The 23,059-nt window shown below is 45.0% G+C and carries 19 protein-coding genes; 12 read left to right on the top strand and 7 right to left on the bottom strand.

All coding sequences use genetic code 11. From position 1 onward, the window contains the following. The 5 genes from GPLA_RS00345 to GPLA_RS00325 form a co-directional block, all read left to right on the top strand. A partial coding sequence (locus GPLA_RS00345; RefSeq protein ID WP_153810509.1) for a TonB-dependent receptor domain-containing protein occupies positions 1-622 on the top strand: 622 nt, incomplete at its 5' end. A 34-nt stretch (positions 623-656) separates the two neighbouring features. Then, positions 657-2,042, top strand: a complete 1,386-nt coding sequence (locus tag GPLA_RS00340; protein WP_007102800.1) for a hypothetical protein — start codon at positions 657-659, stop codon at positions 2,040-2,042. 306 nt (positions 2,043-2,348) lie between these two features. Next, on the top strand, positions 2,349-4,028 hold the full coding sequence (locus GPLA_RS00335) for an ABC transporter transmembrane domain-containing protein (RefSeq protein ID WP_007102799.1): 1,680 nt from the start codon (positions 2,349-2,351) through the stop codon (positions 4,026-4,028). Beyond that, positions 4,021-5,049 (top strand): efflux RND transporter periplasmic adaptor subunit, encoded by a 1,029-nt coding sequence (locus GPLA_RS00330; RefSeq protein WP_007102798.1) that lies wholly within the window; start codon positions 4,021-4,023, stop codon positions 5,047-5,049. Before GPLA_RS00335 ends, GPLA_RS00330 begins: the two co-directional genes overlap by 8 nt. Continuing rightward, positions 5,049-6,482 carry a TolC family protein gene (locus tag GPLA_RS00325; protein ID WP_007102797.1) on the top strand — a complete coding sequence of 478 codons (1,434 nt, stop codon included), beginning with the start codon at positions 5,049-5,051 and terminating at the stop codon, positions 6,480-6,482. The genes GPLA_RS00330 and GPLA_RS00325 overlap by 1 nt, the downstream gene beginning before the upstream one ends. 92 nt (positions 6,483-6,574) lie before the next feature. Here the strand turns inward: GPLA_RS00325 and selD are convergent, their stop codons facing one another. Further along, positions 6,575-8,719 carry a selenide, water dikinase SelD gene (gene selD / locus GPLA_RS00320; protein WP_007102796.1) on the bottom strand — a complete coding sequence of 715 codons (2,145 nt, stop codon included), beginning with the start codon at positions 8,717-8,719 and terminating at the stop codon, positions 6,575-6,577. Positions 8,720-8,941: 222 nt separating this feature from the next. Continuing rightward, positions 8,942-10,033, bottom strand: a complete 1,092-nt coding sequence (mnmH, locus tag GPLA_RS00315) for a tRNA 2-selenouridine(34) synthase MnmH (RefSeq protein ID WP_007102795.1) — start codon at positions 10,031-10,033, stop codon at positions 8,942-8,944. Between the two features lie 246 nt (positions 10,034-10,279). Between mnmH and GPLA_RS00310 the strand changes: the two genes are divergently transcribed. The 5 genes from GPLA_RS00310 to GPLA_RS00290 all read left to right on the top strand — a co-directional run bounded on the left by GPLA_RS00310 (position 10,280) and on the right by GPLA_RS00290 (position 16,553). Then, entirely contained in the window at positions 10,280-10,759 is a 480-nt protein-coding gene (locus GPLA_RS00310) for an FKBP-type peptidyl-prolyl cis-trans isomerase (protein ID WP_007102794.1), read from the top strand. Positions 10,760-11,111: 352 nt separating this feature from the next. After that, the gene (locus GPLA_RS00305) at positions 11,112-11,324 is read left to right on the top strand and encodes a hypothetical protein (protein WP_007102793.1); all 213 of its coding nucleotides are present in this window, start codon (positions 11,112-11,114) and stop codon (positions 11,322-11,324) included. Beyond that, complete coding sequence (locus GPLA_RS00300) at positions 11,317-13,095, top strand: ABC transporter ATP-binding protein (RefSeq protein ID WP_007102792.1); 1,779 nt, start codon at positions 11,317-11,319, stop codon at positions 13,093-13,095. Before GPLA_RS00305 ends, GPLA_RS00300 begins: the two co-directional genes overlap by 8 nt. Continuing rightward, positions 13,092-14,885, top strand: a complete 1,794-nt coding sequence (locus GPLA_RS00295) for an ABC transporter ATP-binding protein (protein WP_007102791.1) — start codon at positions 13,092-13,094, stop codon at positions 14,883-14,885. The genes GPLA_RS00300 and GPLA_RS00295 overlap by 4 nt, the downstream gene beginning before the upstream one ends. Positions 14,886-15,107: 222 nt before the next feature. Further along, positions 15,108-16,553 (top strand): bifunctional 2-methylcitrate dehydratase/aconitate hydratase, encoded by a 1,446-nt coding sequence (locus GPLA_RS00290; RefSeq protein WP_007102790.1) that lies wholly within the window; start codon positions 15,108-15,110, stop codon positions 16,551-16,553. A gap of 86 nt (positions 16,554-16,639) precedes the next feature. On the opposite strand, the gene GPLA_RS00285 is transcribed toward GPLA_RS00290, so the two are convergent. Then, positions 16,640-17,377, bottom strand: a complete 738-nt coding sequence (locus GPLA_RS00285) for a hypothetical protein (protein WP_007102789.1) — start codon at positions 17,375-17,377, stop codon at positions 16,640-16,642. Positions 17,378-18,065: 688 nt separating this feature from the next. On the opposite strand from GPLA_RS00285, the gene GPLA_RS00280 reads away from it, so the two are divergent. Continuing rightward, positions 18,066-19,448: an alkyl/aryl-sulfatase gene (locus GPLA_RS00280; RefSeq protein WP_007102788.1), complete on the top strand. Its 1,383-nt coding sequence runs from the start codon at positions 18,066-18,068 to the stop codon at positions 19,446-19,448. Between the two features lie 140 nt (positions 19,449-19,588). Then, a complete protein-coding gene (locus tag GPLA_RS00275; protein WP_007102787.1) occupies positions 19,589-19,918 on the top strand; it encodes a helix-turn-helix domain-containing protein in 330 nt (109 codons plus the stop codon). A gap of 95 nt (positions 19,919-20,013) precedes the next feature. On the opposite strand, the gene GPLA_RS00270 is transcribed toward GPLA_RS00275, so the two are convergent. From GPLA_RS00270 to GPLA_RS00255, 4 genes are all read right to left on the bottom strand, one after another. Further along, complete coding sequence (locus GPLA_RS00270; protein WP_007102786.1) at positions 20,014-20,460, bottom strand: DUF2798 domain-containing protein; 447 nt, start codon at positions 20,458-20,460, stop codon at positions 20,014-20,016. A 97-nt stretch (positions 20,461-20,557) separates the two neighbouring features. Then, positions 20,558-21,910 carry an NADP-specific glutamate dehydrogenase gene (gdhA, locus tag GPLA_RS00265; RefSeq protein ID WP_007102785.1) on the bottom strand — a complete coding sequence of 451 codons (1,353 nt, stop codon included), beginning with the start codon at positions 21,908-21,910 and terminating at the stop codon, positions 20,558-20,560. A gap of 39 nt (positions 21,911-21,949) precedes the next feature. Next, the gene (gene rnk, locus GPLA_RS00260) at positions 21,950-22,336 is read right to left on the bottom strand and encodes a nucleoside diphosphate kinase regulator (RefSeq protein ID WP_007102784.1); all 387 of its coding nucleotides are present in this window, start codon (positions 22,334-22,336) and stop codon (positions 21,950-21,952) included. A 254-nt stretch (positions 22,337-22,590) separates the two neighbouring features. Continuing rightward, positions 22,591-22,986, bottom strand: coding sequence for a GreA/GreB family elongation factor (locus GPLA_RS00255; RefSeq protein WP_226993015.1), 396 nt, complete (start codon positions 22,984-22,986; stop codon positions 22,591-22,593). Positions 22,987-23,059: the final 73 nt, after the last annotated feature.

Here is a 23,059-nt window from a genome sequence, read left to right as displayed (position 1 = left end):
TTTAACCTTGCGTAAAACCCAAGGCGACATTGGTTTTGTACTCAATGCATTCTACAACCAAGTCGATAATTACTACTACCAAACATCCACCGGATTATTCGCCGAAAGTAGTCACGACCATGAGCACGAACATGAAGAAAGCAGCGTAGAGGAAGATGAGCACACAGATGAGTTACCCGTTTATCTTTTTCAAACTGACGACGTCATATTACACGGCTTCGAAGCGCAAATTGCATGGCAAGCCAGCGACACGTTCAAAGCAACCTTATTCTCTGACTATGTTCGCGCACGCTTAAAAGACGGCGGCGATTTACCGCGCACTCCACCACTGCGTTTCGGCTCGCAGTTTAGCTATGAAGCCGCCCGCTTAAGCGCCCATCTCGATATCACTCGCTACCAAGAACAAGATCGTGTTTCTTCAGACGAAACAACGACCGGTGGCTACACCCTGGTTGATGCAAGTGTGTCTTATGACCTACCGGTAACTAATCAGGATATTGCTGTTTTCTTAAAAGGCAGCAATCTGACTGACACAGAAGCCAGAGTACACACCTCATTTCTAAAAGACATTGCACCACGCCCGGGACGCAGCATTTCAGTTGGCGTCAGAGGCAGTTTTTAGTTCAAAAATTCATCTAAATAAAAAGGAATATACAATGACTAACACACATAAATTTAACCTTCTCGCGGCGACTATTGGCGCAATATTGTTAACGGGTTGCGGTGACGCCGAAACCACTCTCATCGAAAAAGATCCTATCGAAGTGACAGAGGATGAACACGACCATGATGATGACAGTACTGACGATGAATATACGATTGATTCAATGGGCCGACTGGCTGTGTTATCCGCTGAAAGTAACGTGGCCACAATATTTGATTTAGACGATGGTGACCAACTAGACACCTTCATCTTAATTCACACATCTAACACCTTAACATCATCAGCAGATTATCGTTTTGCAGTTATCGCAAGCCGAGCACAAGACTATGTGGGCTTTATTGATGGCGGGATGTGGCGCGAAGATCACACTGCACATTTACATGATTACGAGCAAAGCCCTGCCATGAGTGACTTTGAAGTCACAGGCAGCAGCCCTACTCATATTTTAAGTCATGATGGTCAAATGGCCGTCTTCTTTGATGGCAATGCAGATGCAGGCACGCCAGCCTCAGTGAATGTCGTCACCGACACGCAAATCAGCAGCCAAGCCGACCCACTACCCACTTTAAATTACACCATTAATATGCACGGTGTAGCTGAGCCTCGTGGTGAATATTTACTCGCCACCGTTCGCCGGGATGACACTGAAAATACTTCTGTAGCAAAAGTTTTGCCCGACCAAGTCGGTGTATATCACTTACATGACGATGTTTACGAGCAAGAGCAAGTACTAGACGTGCTATGCCCTGACTTGCACGGGGCTGCACAAAACGAAGATTACGTGGTATTCGGCTGTACAGACGGTGTACTTGTGGCCCATGAGCATGACGACGAATACGAAGCAGCAAAAATAGCCAACATCGACGTATTAGACGGTTCACGTATTGGCACGCTATACGGCCACAAAGAAAGCGATTCATTGATCGGTATTGCGTCTGGTCACGGTGGTGGTGAAGCAATTCTAATCGACGTCAACCCAGCACTGGGCACAATGGAAGCATTGCCGTGGCAACCTGTAAGCGGAGCCAACCCGGTATCTTATGCGTTTTCCCACGAAGGCGACGCCTTTTTAGTCCTCGACAATCAAGGTTTTTTGAATGTGCTAGAAGCCCATGAAGAAGACGGCGGGTTGCACTGGGAACTGCACGATCGTTTGGATATCACCGAAGAGGATGTATCCACCATGCCAGAAGGCATGTCGTTTAGCATGACAGTGGCGCAAAATGGTCATGACGTTTACATATCTGACCCGATTGCACAGCATATCCTACAAATTGACCTTGAAACGTTAACCATTACTGGTGACATCGAACTCGACTTCGCCCCACAAAGCGTCACTTGGCTGGGCATTGCTGAATCTGATCATGATCACGAATAAAAGCTGAGTAGGAAGTAAACTACAAAAGCAAAAAATGAAGATCGCCTCTATGGCGATCTTTTTAAATAACAAATGAACGGAAAATCCACTTTTTACGTAAAAATTTCGTCACTAGCTAAATGATTTAGTTACGCAATGGCGATTCAAGCATTTAAATATCTGAAAGAAATCAGTAAGCTATCTGAGTTGAAGTTGGTGTGAACCAACTTCAACTCAGAGTTTTCCTGTGATAGCTCAGTTTTTATAAAGTTAACTACATTGAAATTGACCGTGTATTGACGCTAACTTAATCGAGACGAGCCCAAAATGTCCTCCAAAAATATTGACCTAGTTAACTTGCGCCAAACGTTGTTTGCTTTGTTAAAGCCTGAACGTTCGTTTTTCGCCGTAGTCATCGCTTATAGCGTTGTCATTGGGCTGCTTACCTTAGCAGTACCTATTGCCGTACAAACACTGATTAATACTATCGCAAACATCGCCTCAACCCGTGCAGTGGCGACTCTCGCCATTGTTTTGTTTAGTACCTTGCTGCTTTCTGGCTGCTTTGCGGCGCTGCGCATGCGGGTTATGGAATATTACGAACGGCGTATTTATGCGCGCCTCGTCGCTGATCTAAGCCTGCGCACTATACTGGCCCCACATAGTTACTTTGAGGGCAACCAAAACACGTCAATTACCCACCGTTACTTCGACATCATGACATTACAAAAGAATGTCCCTAGCTTGATGGTTGACGGTATTGCCTTAATATTACAGATGATTGTAGGTTTTACCCTCGTCTCGTTTTATCACCCATTTTTACTGGCATTTAACCTGTGCGTGATATTGATCATGTATATCATTTGGCGACTTTGGTCGACCCAAGCAAAGATTACAGCAGTGCGCCTGTCTGAGTCGAAGTACTCTACGGCGAAATGGTTGAGTAACTTAGCATCGGCTAACGATTTCTTAAAATCGTCTTCTCAATTCGATTACGCAGGCAAGAAAACCGAACGCTACGTTTCAGAATACAATGACATCCACGCCAAACATTTTTCATTCACCTTTAAACAAGTTGTTATGTTTCTGGTGCTTTACGCACTGGCAAGCTCTGCTTTGCTTGGTTTAGGTGGTTGGCTGGTCATCGACGGGCAGTTATCTATTGGCCAACTTGTTGCGGCTGAATTGATTATGGCCGCGGTATTTTTAGGGCTTTCTAACTTCAGCCATTACCTAAAATTGTATTACGAGTTGTATGGCACAGCAGATAAAATCGGTGGCGTTATTAGCATGCCCCAAGAAGCATATGAGCAAACATCTAAACCTGCTCCTGTCGGCGGTTCACTGAATTTCAATAATGTCATTATTAAGCGCAAGGATGAGTCGTGCCTTATCAACAAAAACATCGCTCAGGGCAATAAATACTTTGTCACGACTCAGTCTAATTGGACCCAGCGCACCATAGTCAATTTACTCAAGCGTTACGAAACGCCCGCATCTGGCTGGATTAACCTTGATAACAACGACCTGTCTGATTACGACACCTACGATCTGCGCCAAGCCGTGTTTGTACTAGACCGCTCATTAATCATCGAATGCACCATCGAAGAGTACATTAAAATGTGCGCGCCGGATGTTTCTACCAATGAAATAAACGACACCCTTGAAAAAGTCGGTCTGACGGTGGTAATTAACGCACTTCCGCATAAGCTGAAAACCTCTATATCCGCGGTCGGAACGCCGTTACAGCCCCTTGAATTTATTTTGCTTAAGTTAGTCGTAGTGATGCTGTCCAAACCCAAAGTATTGGTCATTAATCAGCATTTTGATGCTATCCCGACCTCCAGACGTGAAAGAATATTAAGAGTCATTGAAGCCACCGACCTGACTGTATTGTATTTTTCAAATGCGCCGTCTAACGATTTTTTAGATGGCACTATTGCGCTACAAAGCAAAAAAGAGCAGCCACTCAGTTCCGCTCCACTTCAGGAGAACAGTCATGAGTAACGCGCATAACGACTTCATGGGGGAAATGAAAACCTTACAACGTTTAAAAGTGCCCAAAACTCACAAAACGATTATCTGGCTTGTGGTGACCTTAGTCGTTGCAGCCGTGCTGCTTTTAACATTTACGCCTTGGGTACAAACCGCCTATGGTACTGGCTCGGTTAACTCCCCCGACCCTTTGTACCGTATTCAGCCTATCTCGGCTTTACTCAATGGCCAGATTGAAACTTGGCACGTCAGAGAAGGCGATAATGTCGTTAAAGGCCAGCCTATCGTCACTTTGGTTGACGTAGATTCCGACAGGTTAGAAAAACTGCGCTCGCAACAAGTCGCAGCCAATCAACGTTATGTATCAAACAAACTTTCAGTGCAAAACGCACTGAGTAATCTTTCACGCCAGCGAAAGCTACTTCAGGAAGGGCTCGTATCGCAAAAGGAAGTTGAAGCAGTCGAAATAGCACTTGAAAAGCTAAAAGCCGAAGCATCAAAAACCGAAGAAGATCTAGATACTCTAAAAATGACACTGGCCCGTCAAGAAACCCGTACTAAATATGCACCAATGGATGGCACAGTCGTTAGGCTTCAATCTGGTGGAAGCGCAACTTACGTCACCGCCGGAAGTGTATTAGGCTGGTTTGTACCCGCCAATGTTGAGCGCCAAATCAGTATTAAAATTAACGGTCTTGATGCAGCACTGGCCACCAAAGGCAAAAAAGTCAGAATACAGTTCGAAGGCTGGCCAACGTTCCAATTCAGTGGTTGGCCTGGCATGTCAGTGGGCACATTTGAGGGTGTGGTGTCTTTCGTGGAGCCCGTCGCGGATCAATTCGGCTTATTCACCGTTTGGGTCGCACCAGTCAACACCACTGTCCCTTGGCCCGATCATGAAAGTGCGCGCTTGGGGAGCCGCGTAAGAGCCTGGATACTGCTCGAAGAAGTGAGGTTGGGTTACGAATTGTGGCGACAATTGAACAACTTCCCGCCGGTGCGCGTGCAAGAGACCCAAGAGGGCTCTGCCTGATGTACAAATCTCTGGCTTTTTTTGCAGCACTATTGAGCGTTTCAAATCCATCTAAAGCATTCAACTTGCACGAATATTTGACGCTTGTAGCCAATAACCACCCTGAAATATTGGCCATCGACGCGACTACTGGTCAATACGGTGCAGATATCCAATACGCCGATGGAGCCTATGATGCCAAGCTGGATCACAACAGCTTCTCCCGGGTCACGGGGTATTACGATGGATTACAGGCTTCTCAAAAATTCTCGAAACCTCTTGAAGCCTATAACGCCGAGATATTCTCTGAGTACCGTATTTCCCATGGCGACTTTCCCGTTTATGAGCAAGAATACGCCACGTTATCCGGTGGCGAAGCATCTGTAGGCGTAAAACTATCGCTGTTACAAGGGCGAGACACAGACAAAAAGCGCACCGCTATGGCCAGTGCACGTCTCAAATATAAAATGTGGAATGAAGAAGCAAAACTTGCCCAAAGTGAGTTTTACTACGCGGCAATTTTAGCCTATCTCGACTGGATAGAGTCTGTTAGCTATTTCAACAAAATACAGCAACTGGTTGAAGTCGGTATCAATAGGCAGGAAGGCATGAAAAGGCGCGTAGCAGAGGGGGATATTGCTGAAATTGAGCTGCTCGAATTTGAAACTCGTTTACTCGAGCGCCAATCAACCTTTCTCTCAGCAGAGCGAAACGTGCAGGCTAACATACAGAAACTGCGTTACTACATGCATAGCAATGCCTCAGTTGATGATATCCAGAACGCCCCATCACACAATACAACAGACAGTACAACAGGCATGGTATGGCCAAATGCTTTCAAGAGTGTCATCCACGGAGGCGTATCAACAAGCCATCCAGCTTTAGCGGCTAAAGCCTATGAAATGCAGGAGTTAAAACAAAAAATGCGCCTAGCTAAAGTTGCGCTTTTACCCAAGCTAGATGTAGAAGCTAAACTCGCAAGGGACATAGGGTCAGGCCCCACGTCACTGCAAGACACTGAAGCTAAAATAGGGTTATATTTTTCAGTGCCTTTTGAACGCTCGCAAGCAAAAGCCAAAAAGAGCAGAACACAGTTCGAGATTAATGCTCTAGAGCAGAAAACCAATGCCTTACAAGGGTCTATTGATGCCAAATTAAAAGAGCGCCTCATTAATCTCACCTACGCCAAGCGATTGCATGACATGCAGAAAAAACAGGTAGTGCTATCTCGTAAGCTTTTTGAGCAAGAACAGCGGCAGTTCGAATTCGGTTCAAGCGACTTTTTTATGCTTAATACTCGGGAAGTAGACGCGTTCCAGGCCGAGCTAAAAGCGATGACCGCGCGTATCAATGTATTTCGAGAAGAGCTTGCTATCATGAAATTAAACGCCAAGCTCAATCATCAGTTTATTCAAAATACACTACTTTCTAAATTTACTTTTAGCGAAAAATGACACCCTACTCATAATATTACAAATAGTCACACAACATAGTAGGCAGGCCAAGTAAGAAGGAAAGTTACCTTACCTGTTTTTGCGCCTTTTAGTTAATGAATAGCGACTTCCTTTTCGCTGGCAAGCATACGGGCTGTCACCTCGCCAATCTTGACAACGCCGTCTATTTTCAACAGCTGTGTTGCCACCTCGGGTGATACCGATACCAGCAAGCCGCCGTTAGTTTGTGGGTCAAAGAGCAAATCAATAACTTGGCTGTATGCTTCTTTGCTTATATTACAGCGGCTTTTTAGTGGCAATAACTGAGGTAACAAACTTGAACCAATACCCGCATGCGACAGCTCTAGCGCACCAGCTAAAATAGGCACTTTGCGGCTATCGATGTTTATTTGTAAATCTGAGCCTTCAACCATTTCCAAGCAGTGGCCCACTAACCCAAAACCACTAACGTCGGTTGCACCGTCAACATGCAAAGCGCGCAGTGCCTTAAAAAAGGCACGGTTAGACGTCAATAGATGTGTCCAAAGTTGGTCAACTATTTCCGCATCTGCTTTGCCTTGCATGTCGGCTGCGAGAATAACACCTGAGCCCAGGGGCCGATTAAGTAACAAGCAATCACCGGGTTTAAGATTGTTCTTGGACCAAACGTTACTCTGCTCTCCATTTACCACTATGCCTATATGGGTTTCATTGCCTTGCGTGCTGTGGCCACCCACCAGCGTCGTTTCATGATGAATCAGAGACTCTGTTATACCGCTCATCAGCTGCTGAAAATCTCGTTTGCTCAAACGGGGATGAGCAAAGCAGATATTGGCCCAGACTTGGGCGCTAGTCGGCTGAATGCCCATGGCGTACAAATCATTAATCCCATGATGAGTCGTCACAATACCAAGACGGTAAAGATCGTCGGTAAATGCACGAAAGCCATCAATGCTCTGATATACACTATGTTCTTTGCGGTAAATAGCAACCGCTGCATCTTCAGTTTTAGCCAAATTAATGGCCAAGTTTGCTTGTTTATAAATGGGTAATGCTTGTAGCGAATCTTGCAACAATTGGGGACCCAGTTTGCTGCCACAGCCAGCGCAATGCATGGGTTCATTCATGTGGCTGTCCATTGTCGGTAAATGTTTTTGAAACAAATTCATAAAGGTTAAATCGATGTGGTTTTTCCAGCGCCATACCCATCCACCAGAAAAACTAATGCCCATTTTTTGCCCGGCCGCCGTGCGATTGCCAAGGGAAATGAGTGATAAAAAAGTTGTTTGCAATTTCGTGGGCGTGAAGTTGCTGAGACCAAAAGCCGCCCGTAAATTCTTGGTTAAAAAAGGGGCTGAGCGCACTGCATAAACGCCCGCTTTAGGGCGCGGCGAGAACGTCATGCTCGCCACATCGCCGGCAGCAAAAACATCAGTATGGGAGGTGCTTTGCAGATAGGCGTTTACTGCAATGAATCCCTGTTCATCCGTTGCCAGCCCGGCTTCTTTAGGCCATGTAGGTGCCGTCGCTGGGGTGCACCAAATCGACTTATCAATGGCAAGCGTTTGATTATCGTCCGCAACTAATTGATGTTGCTCTACTTTAACTACACGAAAATTATTCACCAAGGTCACGTTGAAGTACTTCAGCGCTTTACGGACACGATTTTGTACTCCCCTTTGATAACCTGCCAGCAAAGCTGAGCCTGACTGAACTAAAGACAATTGAATCGGTTTTTGTTGCTTTGCAAAACGATGCGCAATCGCCAACGCAATTTCAACACCCGCGGCACCAGCTCCCACAATCGCCCAGTGGGGCGTCTTACCTTGGTAGTCATGGGCCAGTAGATGCGCCCATGTGGCCGTCAGCTGACTTACCGGTTTCACCCCAACCGCAAATTCTTTGGCGCCGGGCAGAGTCAGGTTAGGCGTCGAACCAACATTAACTGAAACCTTGTCGTATTCAATATCAGGATGGTTATGTACTTGAATACGCTTACGTTCAACATCAAGGCCCGTAACACGGCCATGAATAAAACGGATATGCCCAGCTTGAGCGAGCTTATTCAGATCAATATGGGTTTGTGCTTGAGAATAATGCCCACTAATAAAACCCGGTAGCATGCCTGAGTATGGCGTAAGACGAGTGTCTGAAATGAGCGTGAGTCGTACGTTAGGAATGGGTTTCATGGCCAACATTCTGAGCACCAATGCATGGGTATGACCGCCGCCAATAAATACCAAATCTCGTTCGTTCAAGAAGCTTGCCTTATTAAAGTATGAAAACCGATTTTGTAACCGACCAAAAAATGCCAATAGGAATGAGCCTAATTTTCTATATAAAATGTTGTCAATCAAGGCATTAGACCGAACAAACCCACGTCCCTATTCAATAAAAATATGAGTACCCAAAGTGGTGACTCAACTGCCCGTAAAAGCGGCAAAGAAAGAGAATGACGACACAGGGCACACTTCATTGCTTTAAGCTGGTGTGCACTGCGTTAACCAATCAAGGATCTCTTGATGGCTACCTTCAAATACTTTGTGCTCGGCTTTTGCGGTCAATTGATACGCGTACATCGGGTCGTAATAATCACTCAGCAGCACGGCAATGATATCGTCAAACTTACTCCAACTGCCCTGATTTATCAGTTGTGTTACCGCGTGATCAAGTAACGTGGTGAGCTTTTTATAACGATCCCCCCCTAGGCGAGTTTTTATACGCGTCAAAGCGCCCCGGATAAAATCATCAAGGAACGCAATGGCCGCTTCGTCACCTTGACTAAGCCGTGATTGATAAGCATCTACGAAATAATCGTTACGAATTCGCTCGATACGCTCCTGTAACGGAGCTTTCAATAATACGAACTGTGCCTGCTTGCTCAGCGCTAAATACTCAGGCAACAACGCGATGCGGCCAATCATACGTGATTCATCTTCAAATAAGATCGGGGCATTGCCAAGGCTGGTGTGTTTTAGCCAGTTTATCGACCATGCATTTTCAAAATCAATTTGGCTTGGCTGTTTACTGCCAGTACTACCAAATGCGCTGCCACGATGATTGGCTAAGCCTTCAAAATCGATTGACTGGGGCCAATCATGAATAACGTCCGTTTTGCCTGTACCCGTGGCACCTGAAAGCAGCAGTATGTTTCCTTGAGCGATTCGTGCATGCAGTTGCGCCAGCAAAAACCGCCGCATCGCCTTGTAGCCCCCTTCGACAAACGACATATCTATGCCCGCTTCCGCTAGCCACCTTTGGGTCACTCGGGACCGAAGGCCACCACGAAAGCAATACAAAAGCCCATTGGGGTTTTGTGTATGAAATGACTGCCACGCGTGAATGCGCTGCTCTTTCACGGCGCCCTTTACCAAGCTGTGACCTAACGCCAAAGCCGCCTCATGGCCTTGTTTCTTGTAACAGGTGCCCACGGCTGCACGCTCACTATCGTTCATCAGCGGGTGATTTACAGCATACGGAAAAGCACCTTTGTTAAATTCAATCGGCGCTCTGACATCCATCATCGGAATGTCGTTTAAAAATAAGCTTCTATAGTCAGCATTGGATTGCAAGCTTAGGCCTTCATCGTGTGATCCGAAGGCCTAGCTTATCAGGATTGTACCCAGGTGCATGCTCCTAACTAGCGATCGCCAGCTAAAACCCATAGTCGGCAAGTTTTATTACGCACCCTTGATTTGAGTAAAAAGGCCTCCAAGTCTTATGCTAGAACATTAAGAATGTGATGGTGCTTGTGTAACCTGAGTTTTACTCCCCCACCTCACAACATGATTAAACGATGACAGATAGAAGGACAAAAAATGATTGCAGATCAAAAAGTGGTATCACTAAACTACACAGTGAAAGACGCTGAAGGCGAGCTTATAGACAGCTCAGAAAATGCTGCACCATTGGTGTATTTACACGGCCAAAAAAATATTATTCCCGGTTTGGAAAACGCCCTTGTGGGCAAAGCCCCTGGCGATGAATTTAAAGTCACCGTAGGACCGGAAGATGGTTACGGTGAATACAACGAAGAAATATTACAAGTTGTGCCTCGTGAAGCCTTTAAAGGTGTTGAGAGCATCGAAAAAGGTATGGTTTTTAGCGCGGAAGGCCAAAATGGCCCCGTTCAATTGCGAGTTGCAGGCATTGAAGGTGATGACATCACAGTCGATCCCAATCACCCACTGGCAGGAAAAACGCTTACTTTTTCAGGCTCGGTGATTGAGGTTAGAGAAGCCACTGAAGAAGAACTTGCCCATGGTCATGTTCATGGCGAAGGTGGGCATCAACACTAAAAAGCGCGCCATATACCAGTGAAGGGGCACAAGTGAACATCATTCTGATGCACTTTGCCCCTTTTTCATTCGCCATTCGCCATTCACCATTCACCCCAAAGTTAAGTAGAAACGCTTGCATCCATAGGGGAAGTGAGCTTGTTGTTGCGGCTTATCCTTTCGTTACTCCCCCACTTTAAATACGCTAAAACTAGCAACAATATAGCTAAGCCGAATCCCCAAAATGCGACATGGGACCCATTGTTGTTGTCCGTTATGAGATCGTTGTTACAAATAGTCGCTAGTAAAATTCACTTGAAAAGCGCACACTTATCAAGCTATTTACCTACTCCCCCTCTCAACGCGAGTCAAAATGCCCCATAAGCCCAAAAAAGAATGCTGTGATCACGGCGGTAAACGCAGTGGTTGTGGTCGTAAACCCGGCGTCAAAACCCAGCCCATTCGACTACCTGCATGGCTACTCGAACAACTGAGTGAAATAGGAGACCCAAGACAGCTAATTATTGACGCTTGTCTTGTTCAGCATCCATCTATTTGTAATAAAGGCTTTCAGCGCGATGACTAAATCGAAATTTATCATGCACTATTTACTGTTAAACAAATTTTCTTATTTGTTGGCGATTGTGTGTATTTTTATCGTGAATTACTTGCAAGTGGAAATTCCGCGCTACATCCAACTGGCGGTTGATTTACTGAATCAGTCAACGCTTGAGTCCAAAGCGGGATTGGTTGAAAACGTAGAGTGGGTAATTGCGTTATCCGTGGTCATGGTGGTTGTCCGTATACTTTCCCGCATGTACGCATTAAACCCCGGGCGAATTACGGAAGCGGCATTAAAGAATGATGTTTTTCATCGTTTGAACCGGCTGCCTTCAACTTTTCACGATAAATTTGCTTCCGGTAAACTGATATCCATTATTAATAACGACCTCAATGGTATTCGTCTGTTTTATGGAATTGGATTTTTACAGCTGTTTAATATTTTGTTTGCCCTGTCGCTTACACCGATTTGGATGTGGAAAATATCACCGGAATTAACTCTGTACTCAGTGATCCCCATTGCCATTGCCGCTATTATTTTCCGCATTGGTTTTAGAAAATTACGTGCCTTGCATGCTGAGCGTTTAAACCGTTTGCAAGATTTGTCCGAGCAATTGATGAACTACTTATCAGGCATCGATTTAATTAAAAATCAACAAATGGGTGACTGGGTCACAAATGAAGTGAATAAGGTCAATCGCCGACTCTACGATTGCACCATGCAAATAGCCAAAATTCAAACCATCTACATGCCGATTCTAGATTATGCCAACCATTTCATGAAGGTACTGATTTTGGGATTGGGTGGTTATTACCTTTTACAGGCCAAGCTGACAATTGGCGAAATTACCGCCTTTTTGTCTTACTCGGTTCTTTTGGCACTTCCATTGATGCACTTAGGACGAATTGTCACTGTGTATCAAATGGGCATGATAAGCATTGACAGTGTGCAGAATATTCTCAATAACGCCGTGCCAAGCACAGATATGTTGAGAATGGACGACAATGAAAAATCCGCTTTGCGCCGCTCAACGCTCTCGGTACAAAATCTCAGTTACGGCTATCCAAACGCCAAAGACAAGCAATCGCAGATGGTGCTCAAAGATCTCAGTTTCTCCATTGAACCAGGGGAAAAAGTTGGCGTTTTAGGCAGCATAGGTGCGGGTAAAAGTACCTTGGTGAATTGTTTGAATCATCATTTGTCTCTCGACCCTGGGCAGATTTTTTGGGGGGACAAAGATATTACTCAAGTATCGCGTCAGGATTGGCGCAGCTATGTTCGCACTATAACCCAAGACCCTTTTTTGTTTTCCGCTACAATTTCTGAAAATGTTAAGTTTGGCGCCAAACGAAAAAACCAAGACGTCGATGAACTCGACGTAGCCCAAGTCCTTGAACTTAGTCAGCTACAAGAAGATGTACAGCGTTTTGGCGCTCGGGATCAAACGCTGGTAGGTGAAAAAGGTATCATGTTATCCGGAGGTCAAAAACAACGACTGAGTATTGCCCGGGCGCTGTTGACACCCAGTGACCTCATTATTATGGACAACGTATTATCAGCGGTGGATTACGAAACCGAGCGAACCATTCTAAAAGGTGTATTCAATCGCATTCAGGAGCAAAGTTTATTGGTGGTATCTCACCGAGTCAGCGCGCTGGAATACATGGATAAAATTCTGGTATTAGAACAAGGGGAAATCATCGCCCGTGGCACCCACGCCGAACTGCTTGAATCGTCAAGCTATTACCGTCAAACCTGGGAATTACAGCAACATGAGTCAGAGGCCAGCGCATGATTAAATCTTTGGATCTCGCCTACCTCAAGCATTTTTATCACTTCGCTTCGCGTTACAAAAAGACCGCTGTGATTGGGTTGTTGATGATGCCCATATCAGTAGCCGCCAACTTGTTGTTTCCTTGGCTGGTTATTCAAGTGATTGACAAACACCTCACGCCGGGGAAATACACTGGCTTGATGACCCTGATTGCCGTCATGCTCGTGGTCTTAATTGTCAATTATATTGCCGATGCCGTTTACACTTATTGCTTGCGTAAGACCGGACAGAAAGCCGTTTTCGATATACGTATGGCCCTGTTTGCACGTATTTTGAAACTGCCCCGAACCTATTTTGACAAAACTCCCACTGGGGTCACCCTATCGCGCCTAACCAGTGACCTTGAAGCCATAGGTGAATCCTTCGTACTGGGCGTATTGAGTTTGCTCAAAGACTCTATTAACACCTTGGCAGTATTGATCTTTATGTTTTTCATTAACTGGCAATTAGCCTTGTTAGTCTTACTGGTGTTTCCTCCGGTGTTAATGCTGACCCAGTATGTGCGTAATCGCCTGCGTGAAATGTTTGCCATTACCCGCTCGTCTTTAGCTAAAGGCACCGGCTTTTTACAAGAATGTTTGCTCGGGGTGAAAACCGTGCAACTGTATGGTGCCGAAGAAGAAGTAGAAGCCAAGTATCACGGTTACACAGAAGATTTTCTGCGGGCACAATTAAAAACCAATAAATACGATGCCACTCTGTTTTCGGTCATCTCGGGCATCACAACCATCACCATTGGACTAATTATTTGGTATGGATCAGGTAAAGTTTTAGCGGGCGCAGTGAGCCTTGGGGTACTTATCGCCTTCATTAACACCTTGGAAAAAGTGTTTGTGCCACTACGCGATTTCACCTCACAGATCGCCGCCATTCAGCGTTCTTTTGCTGCCTTTGAGCACATAGAAGAGCTTTTTGTGCAAGAACTCGAAGAAGAAGGTAAAACGCTTTTACCCGCTGAATCCCTGAAAGACAAACTTGCTAACTTCGACTCGCTCGAATTCAAAAATGTACGTTTTCGTTACAACAACACAGGTCCCTATATTTTGCATGATGTGTCGTTTACGCTAAACAAGGGCGAGCAATTAGCGTTAGTTGGCACAACAGGCTCCGGCAAGTCGACAATCATACGCATCATGAATAAAGCCTACATGGATTACGAAGGCAGCATTTTGCTCAACGGCATTGAGCTGTCGAGTATTCCTAAAGCGTCAATGCTTCATTTATTCTCCCTGATGCAGCAGGACGTGTTTCTGTTTGAGGAAAACATCCATTTTAATATTTCCCTTGGCGCCGCACAAATCAGCGACGAAGCCGTGGTCGACGCCGCACAATATGTCTATGCCCATGACTTCATTTTAGGTTTACCGGGTCAGTATCAGTTCGAGCTGAAAAAGAGTGGCAGTAATATGTCAGCAGGCCAAGCTCAGCTTATCTCGTTTGCTCGGGCCGTGGCCCAAGGTGGCCAAGTTATGATGTTGGACGAGGCCACTAGCTCAGTGGATTCCATTACCGAAAATCTGATCCAAAAAGCCATTGCTCGCCTGTTTGCAGAAAAGACCGTTATCGCCATTGCGCACCGCCTGAGCACCATTCGTCATTCCGATCAAATATTGGTGCTAAACCAAGGTAAGATTGTGGAACAAGGCAGGCACGAAGACTTACTCGCCATGAACGGTGTGTATTCCAGCTTGCTTACAGATGATGACAATATTGAAGATGACGAGGGCGCATTATTGCCCGAACCTGCTTGATTTTTGACGAGTCTTTGCGAGGGCTTGTCCTCCTCGCTTTTGGTCGTGTTTGTTCAGGCAGAGATGGATAGCCCTAGGCGATAGCCATTATGCTCTGCTTCGCGCTGCAGAATACCACGACATCTAGGTTAAATATTGACACGTATAGGCACTTCACTTCATTGATGTTAGGTTAATGAAGAAGCTAATCCTTAAGTCATCAAGAATTATTTGGAGTCACGCATGAATGCCAATGTTGAATCAAATATAAAGCCCGACTACGACCGCCCTATCAAAGATATTGCCCTTTACGTAACAGATTACGTGATTGAAAATGACCACCTGTATGACACCGCCCGCTACTGCTTAATGGATACACTGGGGTGCGGTTTTTTGGCACTGAAATACCCGGAATGCGCTAAACATTTAGGGCCCATAGTGCCCGGAACCATAGTGCCTAATGGGGCTCGCGTTCCCGGCACGCAATTTGTGATGGATCCCATAAAAGCTGCGTTTGATATAGGTTGTATCATTCGATGGTTAGATTTTAATGATACTTGGTTAGCCGCCGAATGGGGCCATCCCTCTGACAATATGGGAGGCATTTTAGCGGTAGCGGATTATGTTTCCCGTCAACGAATAGCAAACGGTTATAATCCATTAAGCATGAAAGACGTGCTGACCGCTATGATCAAAGCCCATGAAATCCAAGGAGTACTGGCCCTAGACAACAGTTTCAACCGAGTAGGCTTGGATCACGTCATTTTAGTTAAAATTGCTTCGACCGCGGTAGTGACCCAAATGTTAGGCGGAACATATGAAGATATTATGGATGCGCTTTCCCAAGCTTTAGTCGATGGGCAAAGTTTGCGAACTTATCGGCATACGCCTAACGCGGGTTCGCGAAAGTCATGGGCAGCCGGCGATGCCACTAGTCGTGCGGTGCGATTAGCGATGATCACTATGTCTGGTGAAATGGGTTATCCAAGTGTATTAAGCGCAAAAACCTGGGGGTTTTATGAGGTATTGTTCACCAGCAAAGCATTTACGTTGCAACGGCCCTATGGCGAATATGTCATGGATAACGTGTTGTTTAAAATTTCCTTTCCGGCAGAGTTTCATGCTCAGACCGCAGTAGAGTGTGCCGTTAAACTGCATACACAAGCGATTAATCGCTTAGTCGACATTGAACGCATTGAATTAACAACACACGAATCCGCCATTCGTATTATCAGCAAACAAGGTGTGTTGCATAATCCCGCTGATCGCGATCACTGTTTGCAATATATGGTGGCCATAGGATTGCTGTTTGGCGAGTTAAATGCCGATCACTATGAAGATGACGTCGCTTCTGATAAACGTATTGATACCCTAAGAGAAAAAATGCGCGTTACTGAAGACAAACGATATTCGCAGGAATATCTCGATCCTAACAAGCGTAGCATTGCCAATGCAGTTCAAATCTTTTTTAACGACGGTAGCAGTACTGAAAAGGTCGAAGTGGAATATCCACTCGGGCATAAATTTCGTAGAGATGAAGGGATCCCATCACTGCAAGCCAAATTTGCGCGCAATGTTAAAACTCGTTTTCCTAATAAACATGCAATGACAATCGTAAGCCTCTGTAATAACAAAGCAAAATTAGAGAAGTTAGCGGTTAATGAGTTTATGGATTTATTGGTTATTTGATAACGCTGGTTATACCCGTGCGACATTCACCTTAGGGAGCAAGTGCTGGGTATCAGCCCCAGCACATACGATTATTAGGCCATAACCTATGATGCCAGCGCCTTACTGTGAATGTGTTGTTTATCACGAACCCTGAAGGCAAATACAATGAACAAGCTGGCAACTAAACTGCCCAACACATTAGGCTCCGCGACCTCTATCGCCATCGGCAGGGGCCCAGCTCCAAAACCAGAGTCTTGCGCATTAGCAATACCATAGGAACCACCAGTCCCCACGGGCGCTTGGGTTGTTTGCCAGAAAAAGGTGATTTTTTCGTTTGAGCCCCAGTTGCTAGAATCTGTTACCCAGCGCAATATACCCGTATCAGATATCTCTACATCAAAATTAACCTGTGCAGTAGCCGCCTCAGTGAAACTGTAGCCTGCAACACCGTTGAATCCACTGGCAGAAAAGCCCAAGCTAAAATCACTTATGTTGTCAAAGGGAATAACCTCATCAGGATTTGGAAAAGGCCCATCATTTAACAAATCGATACCAGGGATAACTTCATGAACATAGGTGTAAATCGTACCGAGAGCGTTATCTCCAGGCGAGCATACCGCAGCGCCAGGGGGGCAACTGACACTGCTGGCGAGATCACCTATCGCCTGGCCGGCAGAGTTGACTAACGATGTTTCGACTTCAGGACCCACAGGACCCGCTATTTTAGCCCCTAATGACAAGCCGTCGAAATCGCTTGAAACAATCGGTAGGGCATAAGTGTTGAAAGATAGTAGCAAAAGCACAATAGTGAGACGCATTCGTTGAATCGTTATGTCATTCATATTTTTACCTTCCGGAGGCTGAATAAGATAGGCAGAGACTATTTAGCTTAGCCAGTAATCAAGGATAATAAATCACACTTCCCCCTAACTAACCATAAGACATTTTTCACTGCCAGACGGGTGTTACCAAGCATTCACCATAATCCCCGCCGAGTATAAAAACAACCATAGCCTGTAATTGAAAGGTATAATTTGAACAGGGAACTACCAATAAAAGGCTTATTAAGCGTAACCCTTATTACGCCTGCAGAATTTGATAATGCCGCTTTGGGCATTTTTCAAATCGAATTTACGCAATAACCGACGCTCAATAAAATTGCTTACTTTAATCAGCCCAAGTTTCAGAGGTTTTTCTGTCCTGTAGAGTAAGGATGAATTGCAAAATGAGGGCATAGAGATCGCCGTTAGTAAACATGGCACCTTATAAAAATACACTTCCAACGCGCTAATATTCATTCATGATGGTCGCGACAATTGTTATTCATCCACAGTATATACTTTCCCATTTTGATTGGCCTTTCAAAGTAAGTAGAGTTAACGGAAGATAGTTATAAGTCTATGGCTTCTGGGCTTACGTCTGCATGCTTAGAACCCATATTTTGAGGCTTTTTTACTGTACTTAATACACAAATAACGGTGATGACAACTTGCCGTTTTTTTCTACAGTTTGATAGAGAGGGGTATTCACATGTCTACTTATACAAAAAATTCACTTTCCCAGATAAGTAAAGCGCTGGCCATTTCACTGTCATTGAGTTTAAGCCTGCCTGTGCTTGCCGAAACGCCAAGCCCTGCCAGTAAACAATTAGCAGCGCGAAGTGCTGAATTTAATCAGGAACTGATCAAAGTAAACGAGCAGGTTTATACCGCGGTAGGCTACGGCGTTTCGCCTATCAGCATGATCATCGGCGATGATGGAATTGTGATTATTGATACCGGTATTAGCCCTGAAGAAAGCAAAAAAGTACGGCAATTGTTCGCAACGATTACCCCTAAACCGGTGAAAGCCATTATATTTACCCATGGTCATGGCGATCACACTACGGGCGCCATTGCTTTTAAAGATAATGATGACGTACAAGTATGGGCACGTGAAGGATTTGGACACGAAGGAAATTTTGCCAACGACGCAGGGTTAACGATTCAACGTAAGCGCGGTGCAGCACAAGGGGGATTCTTATTATCACCCGACGAGCGCATCAACAACGGTATAGCCAAAGCATACTGGCCGTCAAAAGGTGGCGACGCCTTTGGTGCTGACACAAAAGTAAAGATAACCAATACGTTTAATACCCAGATCCACGTATTGAAGGTAGCCGGTCTGGAATTGTCACTTGTTGCTGCACCTGGAGAAACCGATGATGAGATGTTCATTTGGTATCCACAAACACAAACCTTGTTTGCTGGCGACAATTTTTACAAATCTTGGCCTAATCTTTACCCAATCCGTGGTGCTGCGTATCGAGATGTGCGTTTATGGGCGAAGTCGGTCCACAACATGGTGAAATATAAGCCGACTTATTTGGTCGGTGGGCATACTCGTCCTATTAGCGGTCAAGCCGAAGTCATCGATGTACTGACCAATTATCGGGATGCTATTCAATTTTTATTCGATAAAACTATTGAAGGCATGAATAAAGGCATGACCCCGAATCAACTTGTGGAATATGTAAAGTTACCCGAAAAATTCCAAAAATTAGATTACTTGCAGCCCTATTACGGCCACCCAGAATGGGCCATTCGCTCTATCTTTAATGGCTATTTAGGCTGGTATGACGGCAACCCATCCAATCTATTTCCGTTGAGTGATAAAGAAGAAGCACAAAAAATCGCGGCTTTAGCCGGTGGCGCAGACGAACTCATGAAACAAGCGCAAAGCGCTTTGAACGACAACCCCCAATGGACAGCGCAGTTATGTGACTACTTATTGGCAATGGATGATTCGAATAAAGCCGCCATGTTACTCAAAGCAAAATCGATGCGCTTACTGGCAAAGGATTTACTCAATGGCACCGGTAGAAATTACTATTTTACCGTTGCCAAATTATTGGAAAAGAAAGCAGGACTATAAGCTTAATAGGTTGACGCATATTTAACGGTTGATAAGTGTTATCAACCGTTACTATCAGGTGCGCAAAAGTAAATGCACTTCTGGTACATCTTGGAAGAGCCACTAGCGCTTTGGCGAGCGCGGATAGAAATCATAAACATATGAAGAAGAACGAAACATTTGAGCAGTTTCGTCAACTCATCGAACATCATTATATCGAACATTGGTCAGTGAGCGACTACGCTAGTCAAATCGGCATGACGGAAAGTAAGCTTTATGCACTTTGTAAGAAAATGACAGACCAGACGCCGTCCAAAATTATCCAACAACGGTTACTAATTGAAGCAAAACGTAACTTGGTTTACACCATCAAGCCGATCAATGTCATCGCGTACGAACTTGGCTTTCAGGATCCAGCCTATTTTTCACGTTTTTTCAATCAGCAAACAGGTATTTCAGCGCGGGATTTTCGCCGCCGTCATCAAGTCTAATGATCATTTACACTCAGGAATACAAATGACTTCGAACACAATAGGTATAAACATTCATTAGGGAGAATAAAAATTCGCTAACAACAATGTTGTTATCAGCTGGCCAGAAACGCATCTAATTTAGGTTTGACCAATAATGTCATCAAAGGCGAGAGGACCAAAGCAACGGGCAATACCATTAAATAGCTGGCTAAAAACGCGTTACCGAAGCGCTGCATATCCCCAATCCCTATATTACTGTAAGTGGTGCTTAGCGCCATAATGGCTTCCATTATGATTGCCATTCCCAGACCAAATATCAGATTTTTGTTTAATGTAGAAAAGCCAGTAAAAAATGCAGCCACTAACTTATTCATGACCCACATCACCCCTACGCCAAGGGGGAAAAGTACACACACAGCCTGCACAAACGACCAAGCCCATTGGCGAACGAACGTATCGCTTAAGCCAATGTTCGAATAGGTCAAAATCCCAGTAAATAAGCCACCCAATAGGGTGACCATAGTAATGACGAGCAAGACTTTTTTTACTGTGTTGTGCATAACGTTCACCAAACAAATTAATTTGAATATGTAAACGCTAAGACTATCAATTTAGTTGATAATGTCAACCAAATTGATATAGCCTATCCCAGAACGGTTACACCACGCCTTGCTCGATCATTGCATCGGCTACCCGGCGAAAGCCCGCGATATTAGCGCCTAAGACTAGATTACCATCTTGGCCAAACTCTTTAGCGGTATCACTAGCACTGATGAAGATGTTTTTCATGATCTGCTTAAGGCGCAGATCGACTTGCTCAAACGTCCAGGTTTGCATACTCGCATTTTGCGCCATTTCCAGTTGGCTGGTCGCCACGCCACCAGCATTGGCCGCCTTGCCCGGACCATAGGCAATACCTGCGGCCAAAAATGCATCAACGGCTTCATGGGTAGTGGGCATGTTTGCTCCTTCGCTGACCAATTGACACCCGTTAGCTAACAACGCCTGAGCATCACCCAGCGTCAGTTCGTTTTGAGTTGCACAAGGGAAAGCCGCATCTGCTACATAACGCCATACTGCATGGCCGTCTTTGGGATAATCTGCAACTGGGGTATGTATCGCATCAGGATAGATATCAAGATATTCATCTAAGCCACAGCGCTGCTCTTCTTTAAGACGTTTGATCAAACGAAGGTCAATGCCACCTTCATGATAAAGCGTACCTGCTGAGTCGCTGCAACTAATGGGTGTGGCGCCCAATTGATAGAGTTTTTCCATAGCGTATATCGCTACATTGCCCGCACCTGATACCAGACAACGTTTGCCTTGCAAGTTATCGCCTCTTTCATCAAGCATATATTCAGCAAAATAGACCGTGCCATAGCCAGTTGCTTCTTTACGTACTAACGAGCCGCCCCACAGTAAACTCTTACCCGTTAAAACCCCTTCGTAACGACCGGTTAGACGCTTGTATTGGCCAAACATATAACCAATTTCCCGGGCTCCGACACCGATATCGCCAGCGGGAACATCACAGTTTGGCCCTATATGTCGATACAACTCGCTCATAAATGATTGACAAAAACGCATTATTTCGCTGTCAGAGCGACCTTTAGGATTGAAGTTGGCCCCGCCCTTCCCACCGCCAATCGGTAGCCCGGTTAACGCATTTTTAAAGATTTGCTCAAAACCAAGAAATTTCACGATCCCCGCGTTTACTGAAGGGTGAAACCTCAAGCCGCCTTTGTACGGACCAAGAGCTGAGTTAAACTCAACCCGATAACCTTTATTGACTTGGATATTTCCATTATCGTCGACCCAAGGAACACGAAACATAATCTGCCGCTCGGGCTCAACAATACGCTGAATGATCGCTTGTTGTTGGTAGCGACTGTTCGTTTCTAATAGCGGCTCGAGTGAACTCAGTACTTCTTCAACGGCTTGATAAAACTCGGTCTGCGCCGGACTACTGCACTTTAAATCCGCTATTGTCTTTTGAATATATGTCATCAATTACTACCCTATTTTTTATCGCTTACGTCAGTGTGATTAGCGTTTATTACTGCTCACATCGATGATTTCTACAGACTGCTGACCGCGCTGAGTCTGCCATTTAATGCTCTGCCCCGTGCTCAAGCCAATTAACGCCGACCCAATGGGAGCAAACACCGAAATACTGTCTTCGAATTTGATGGTGTCGGCTGGCAAACATAAGGTTTTAGTAAACGTTCGCTGGGTATCCAATATTTTAAATGTTACCTGGCTACCAATCGCGACGACGTTTTCAGGTAAGTCCTTACAGGCAACAATTGTCGCTCGGTCTAGCTCATTCTCAATTGCGCGTATAACGTCATTAGGTAATTTGGAACGCTCAAGTTGAAACTCTAATTCGGCTAGATCAGCGGTTGAAATAATGATGTCTGGTTGTGTTTCCATAATCTCTTCCTCGCGTTTGTGTATAAAAAAAAGGGGCTCTATTGAGCCCCTCACATTAACTGGCTACTTTTGCTTATCTTTGCGCTTACGACGCTTTTCTTTTAACGTACTTTGCGGCTTTTTTTTGTCTTTATCTGTACTCATGAGCTTATTTTCCTCTAAAAAAATTCAATACGTTTACCTGCATTAATACCTTTTCAAAGATTGATTACTCCAAGGTCTGACCCTCCATTTATCACGTGAGTGTTATAAAACTATTGCGACAAATTCGTTGCGCTGTAATTAACTTTGAGCAGCTTAAATTTAAGCTCTCCCTGAGCAGTATTAACCCTAGCCACGTCCCCTCTACGCAGCCCAATTAAGGTCGAACCTATTATTGAAGTGAACGACACGATGCCCTGCTCAGGGCAAGCTTTTTGATCTTTTACGATATGTAATATCAAGCGCTCTTTGGTCGCCACGTTACGCAGCACCACAGTGCTACCAATGCGCACGCGATTCTGTAAACGTGATGACTGACGGTCTGAAAATTCCAATTGATTAAGTAACAAACACAATGCAATCGGATCCAACAGAATGCGGTGACCAGCGTCTTGAAGCATAGAGTTGGGTGGGCAAATTAAGGTTTTGCAAATCCTGAAAATACGCATAAGCACGGCTATATCTCCAACCGGACTGATTACTAAAATAAATGAAAAAGCAGGGGATATTCGCCGAGCGTAA

The organism is Paraglaciecola polaris LMG 21857 (assembly GCF_000315055.1).
GTDB lineage: Bacteria > Pseudomonadota > Gammaproteobacteria > Enterobacterales > Alteromonadaceae > Paraglaciecola > Paraglaciecola polaris.
Note: the sequence above shows the minus strand (reverse complement) of the source record. Positions and strands in the feature narration are given on the sequence as shown.

Bases quoted from the DNA above. Each gene is read 5' to 3' on its own strand.
- GPLA_RS00325 (WP_007102797.1), top strand. From the start codon at position 5,049: ATGTACAAATCTCTGGCTTTTTTTGCAGCACTATTGAGCGTTTCAAAT.
- GPLA_RS00340 (WP_007102800.1), top strand. From the start codon at position 657: ATGACTAACACACATAAATTTAACCTTCTCGCGGCGACTATTGGCGCA.
- rnk (WP_007102784.1), bottom strand. From the start codon at position 22,336: ATGGAAACACAACCAGACATCATTATTTCAACCGCTGATCTAGCCGAA.
- GPLA_RS00335 (WP_007102799.1), top strand. From the start codon at position 2,349: ATGTCCTCCAAAAATATTGACCTAGTTAACTTGCGCCAAACGTTGTTT.
- GPLA_RS00285 (WP_007102789.1), bottom strand. From the start codon at position 17,377: ATGAATGACATAACGATTCAACGAATGCGTCTCACTATTGTGCTTTTG.
- GPLA_RS00270 (WP_007102786.1), bottom strand. From the start codon at position 20,460: ATGCACAACACAGTAAAAAAAGTCTTGCTCGTCATTACTATGGTCACC.
- gdhA (WP_007102785.1), bottom strand. From the start codon at position 21,910: ATGACATATATTCAAAAGACAATAGCGGATTTAAAGTGCAGTAGTCCG.
- GPLA_RS00300 (WP_007102792.1), top strand. From the start codon at position 11,317: ATGACTAAATCGAAATTTATCATGCACTATTTACTGTTAAACAAATTT.
- GPLA_RS00280 (WP_007102788.1), top strand. From the start codon at position 18,066: ATGTCTACTTATACAAAAAATTCACTTTCCCAGATAAGTAAAGCGCTG.
- GPLA_RS00310 (WP_007102794.1), top strand. From the start codon at position 10,280: ATGATTGCAGATCAAAAAGTGGTATCACTAAACTACACAGTGAAAGAC.
- GPLA_RS00255 (WP_226993015.1), bottom strand. From the start codon at position 22,986: ATGCGTATTTTCAGGATTTGCAAAACCTTAATTTGCCCACCCAACTCT.
- GPLA_RS00290 (WP_007102790.1), top strand. From the start codon at position 15,108: ATGAATGCCAATGTTGAATCAAATATAAAGCCCGACTACGACCGCCCT.
- GPLA_RS00295 (WP_007102791.1), top strand. From the start codon at position 13,092: ATGATTAAATCTTTGGATCTCGCCTACCTCAAGCATTTTTATCACTTC.
- GPLA_RS00305 (WP_007102793.1), top strand. From the start codon at position 11,112: ATGCCCCATAAGCCCAAAAAAGAATGCTGTGATCACGGCGGTAAACGC.
- GPLA_RS00275 (WP_007102787.1), top strand. From the start codon at position 19,589: ATGAAGAAGAACGAAACATTTGAGCAGTTTCGTCAACTCATCGAACAT.
- GPLA_RS00330 (WP_007102798.1), top strand. From the start codon at position 4,021: ATGAGTAACGCGCATAACGACTTCATGGGGGAAATGAAAACCTTACAA.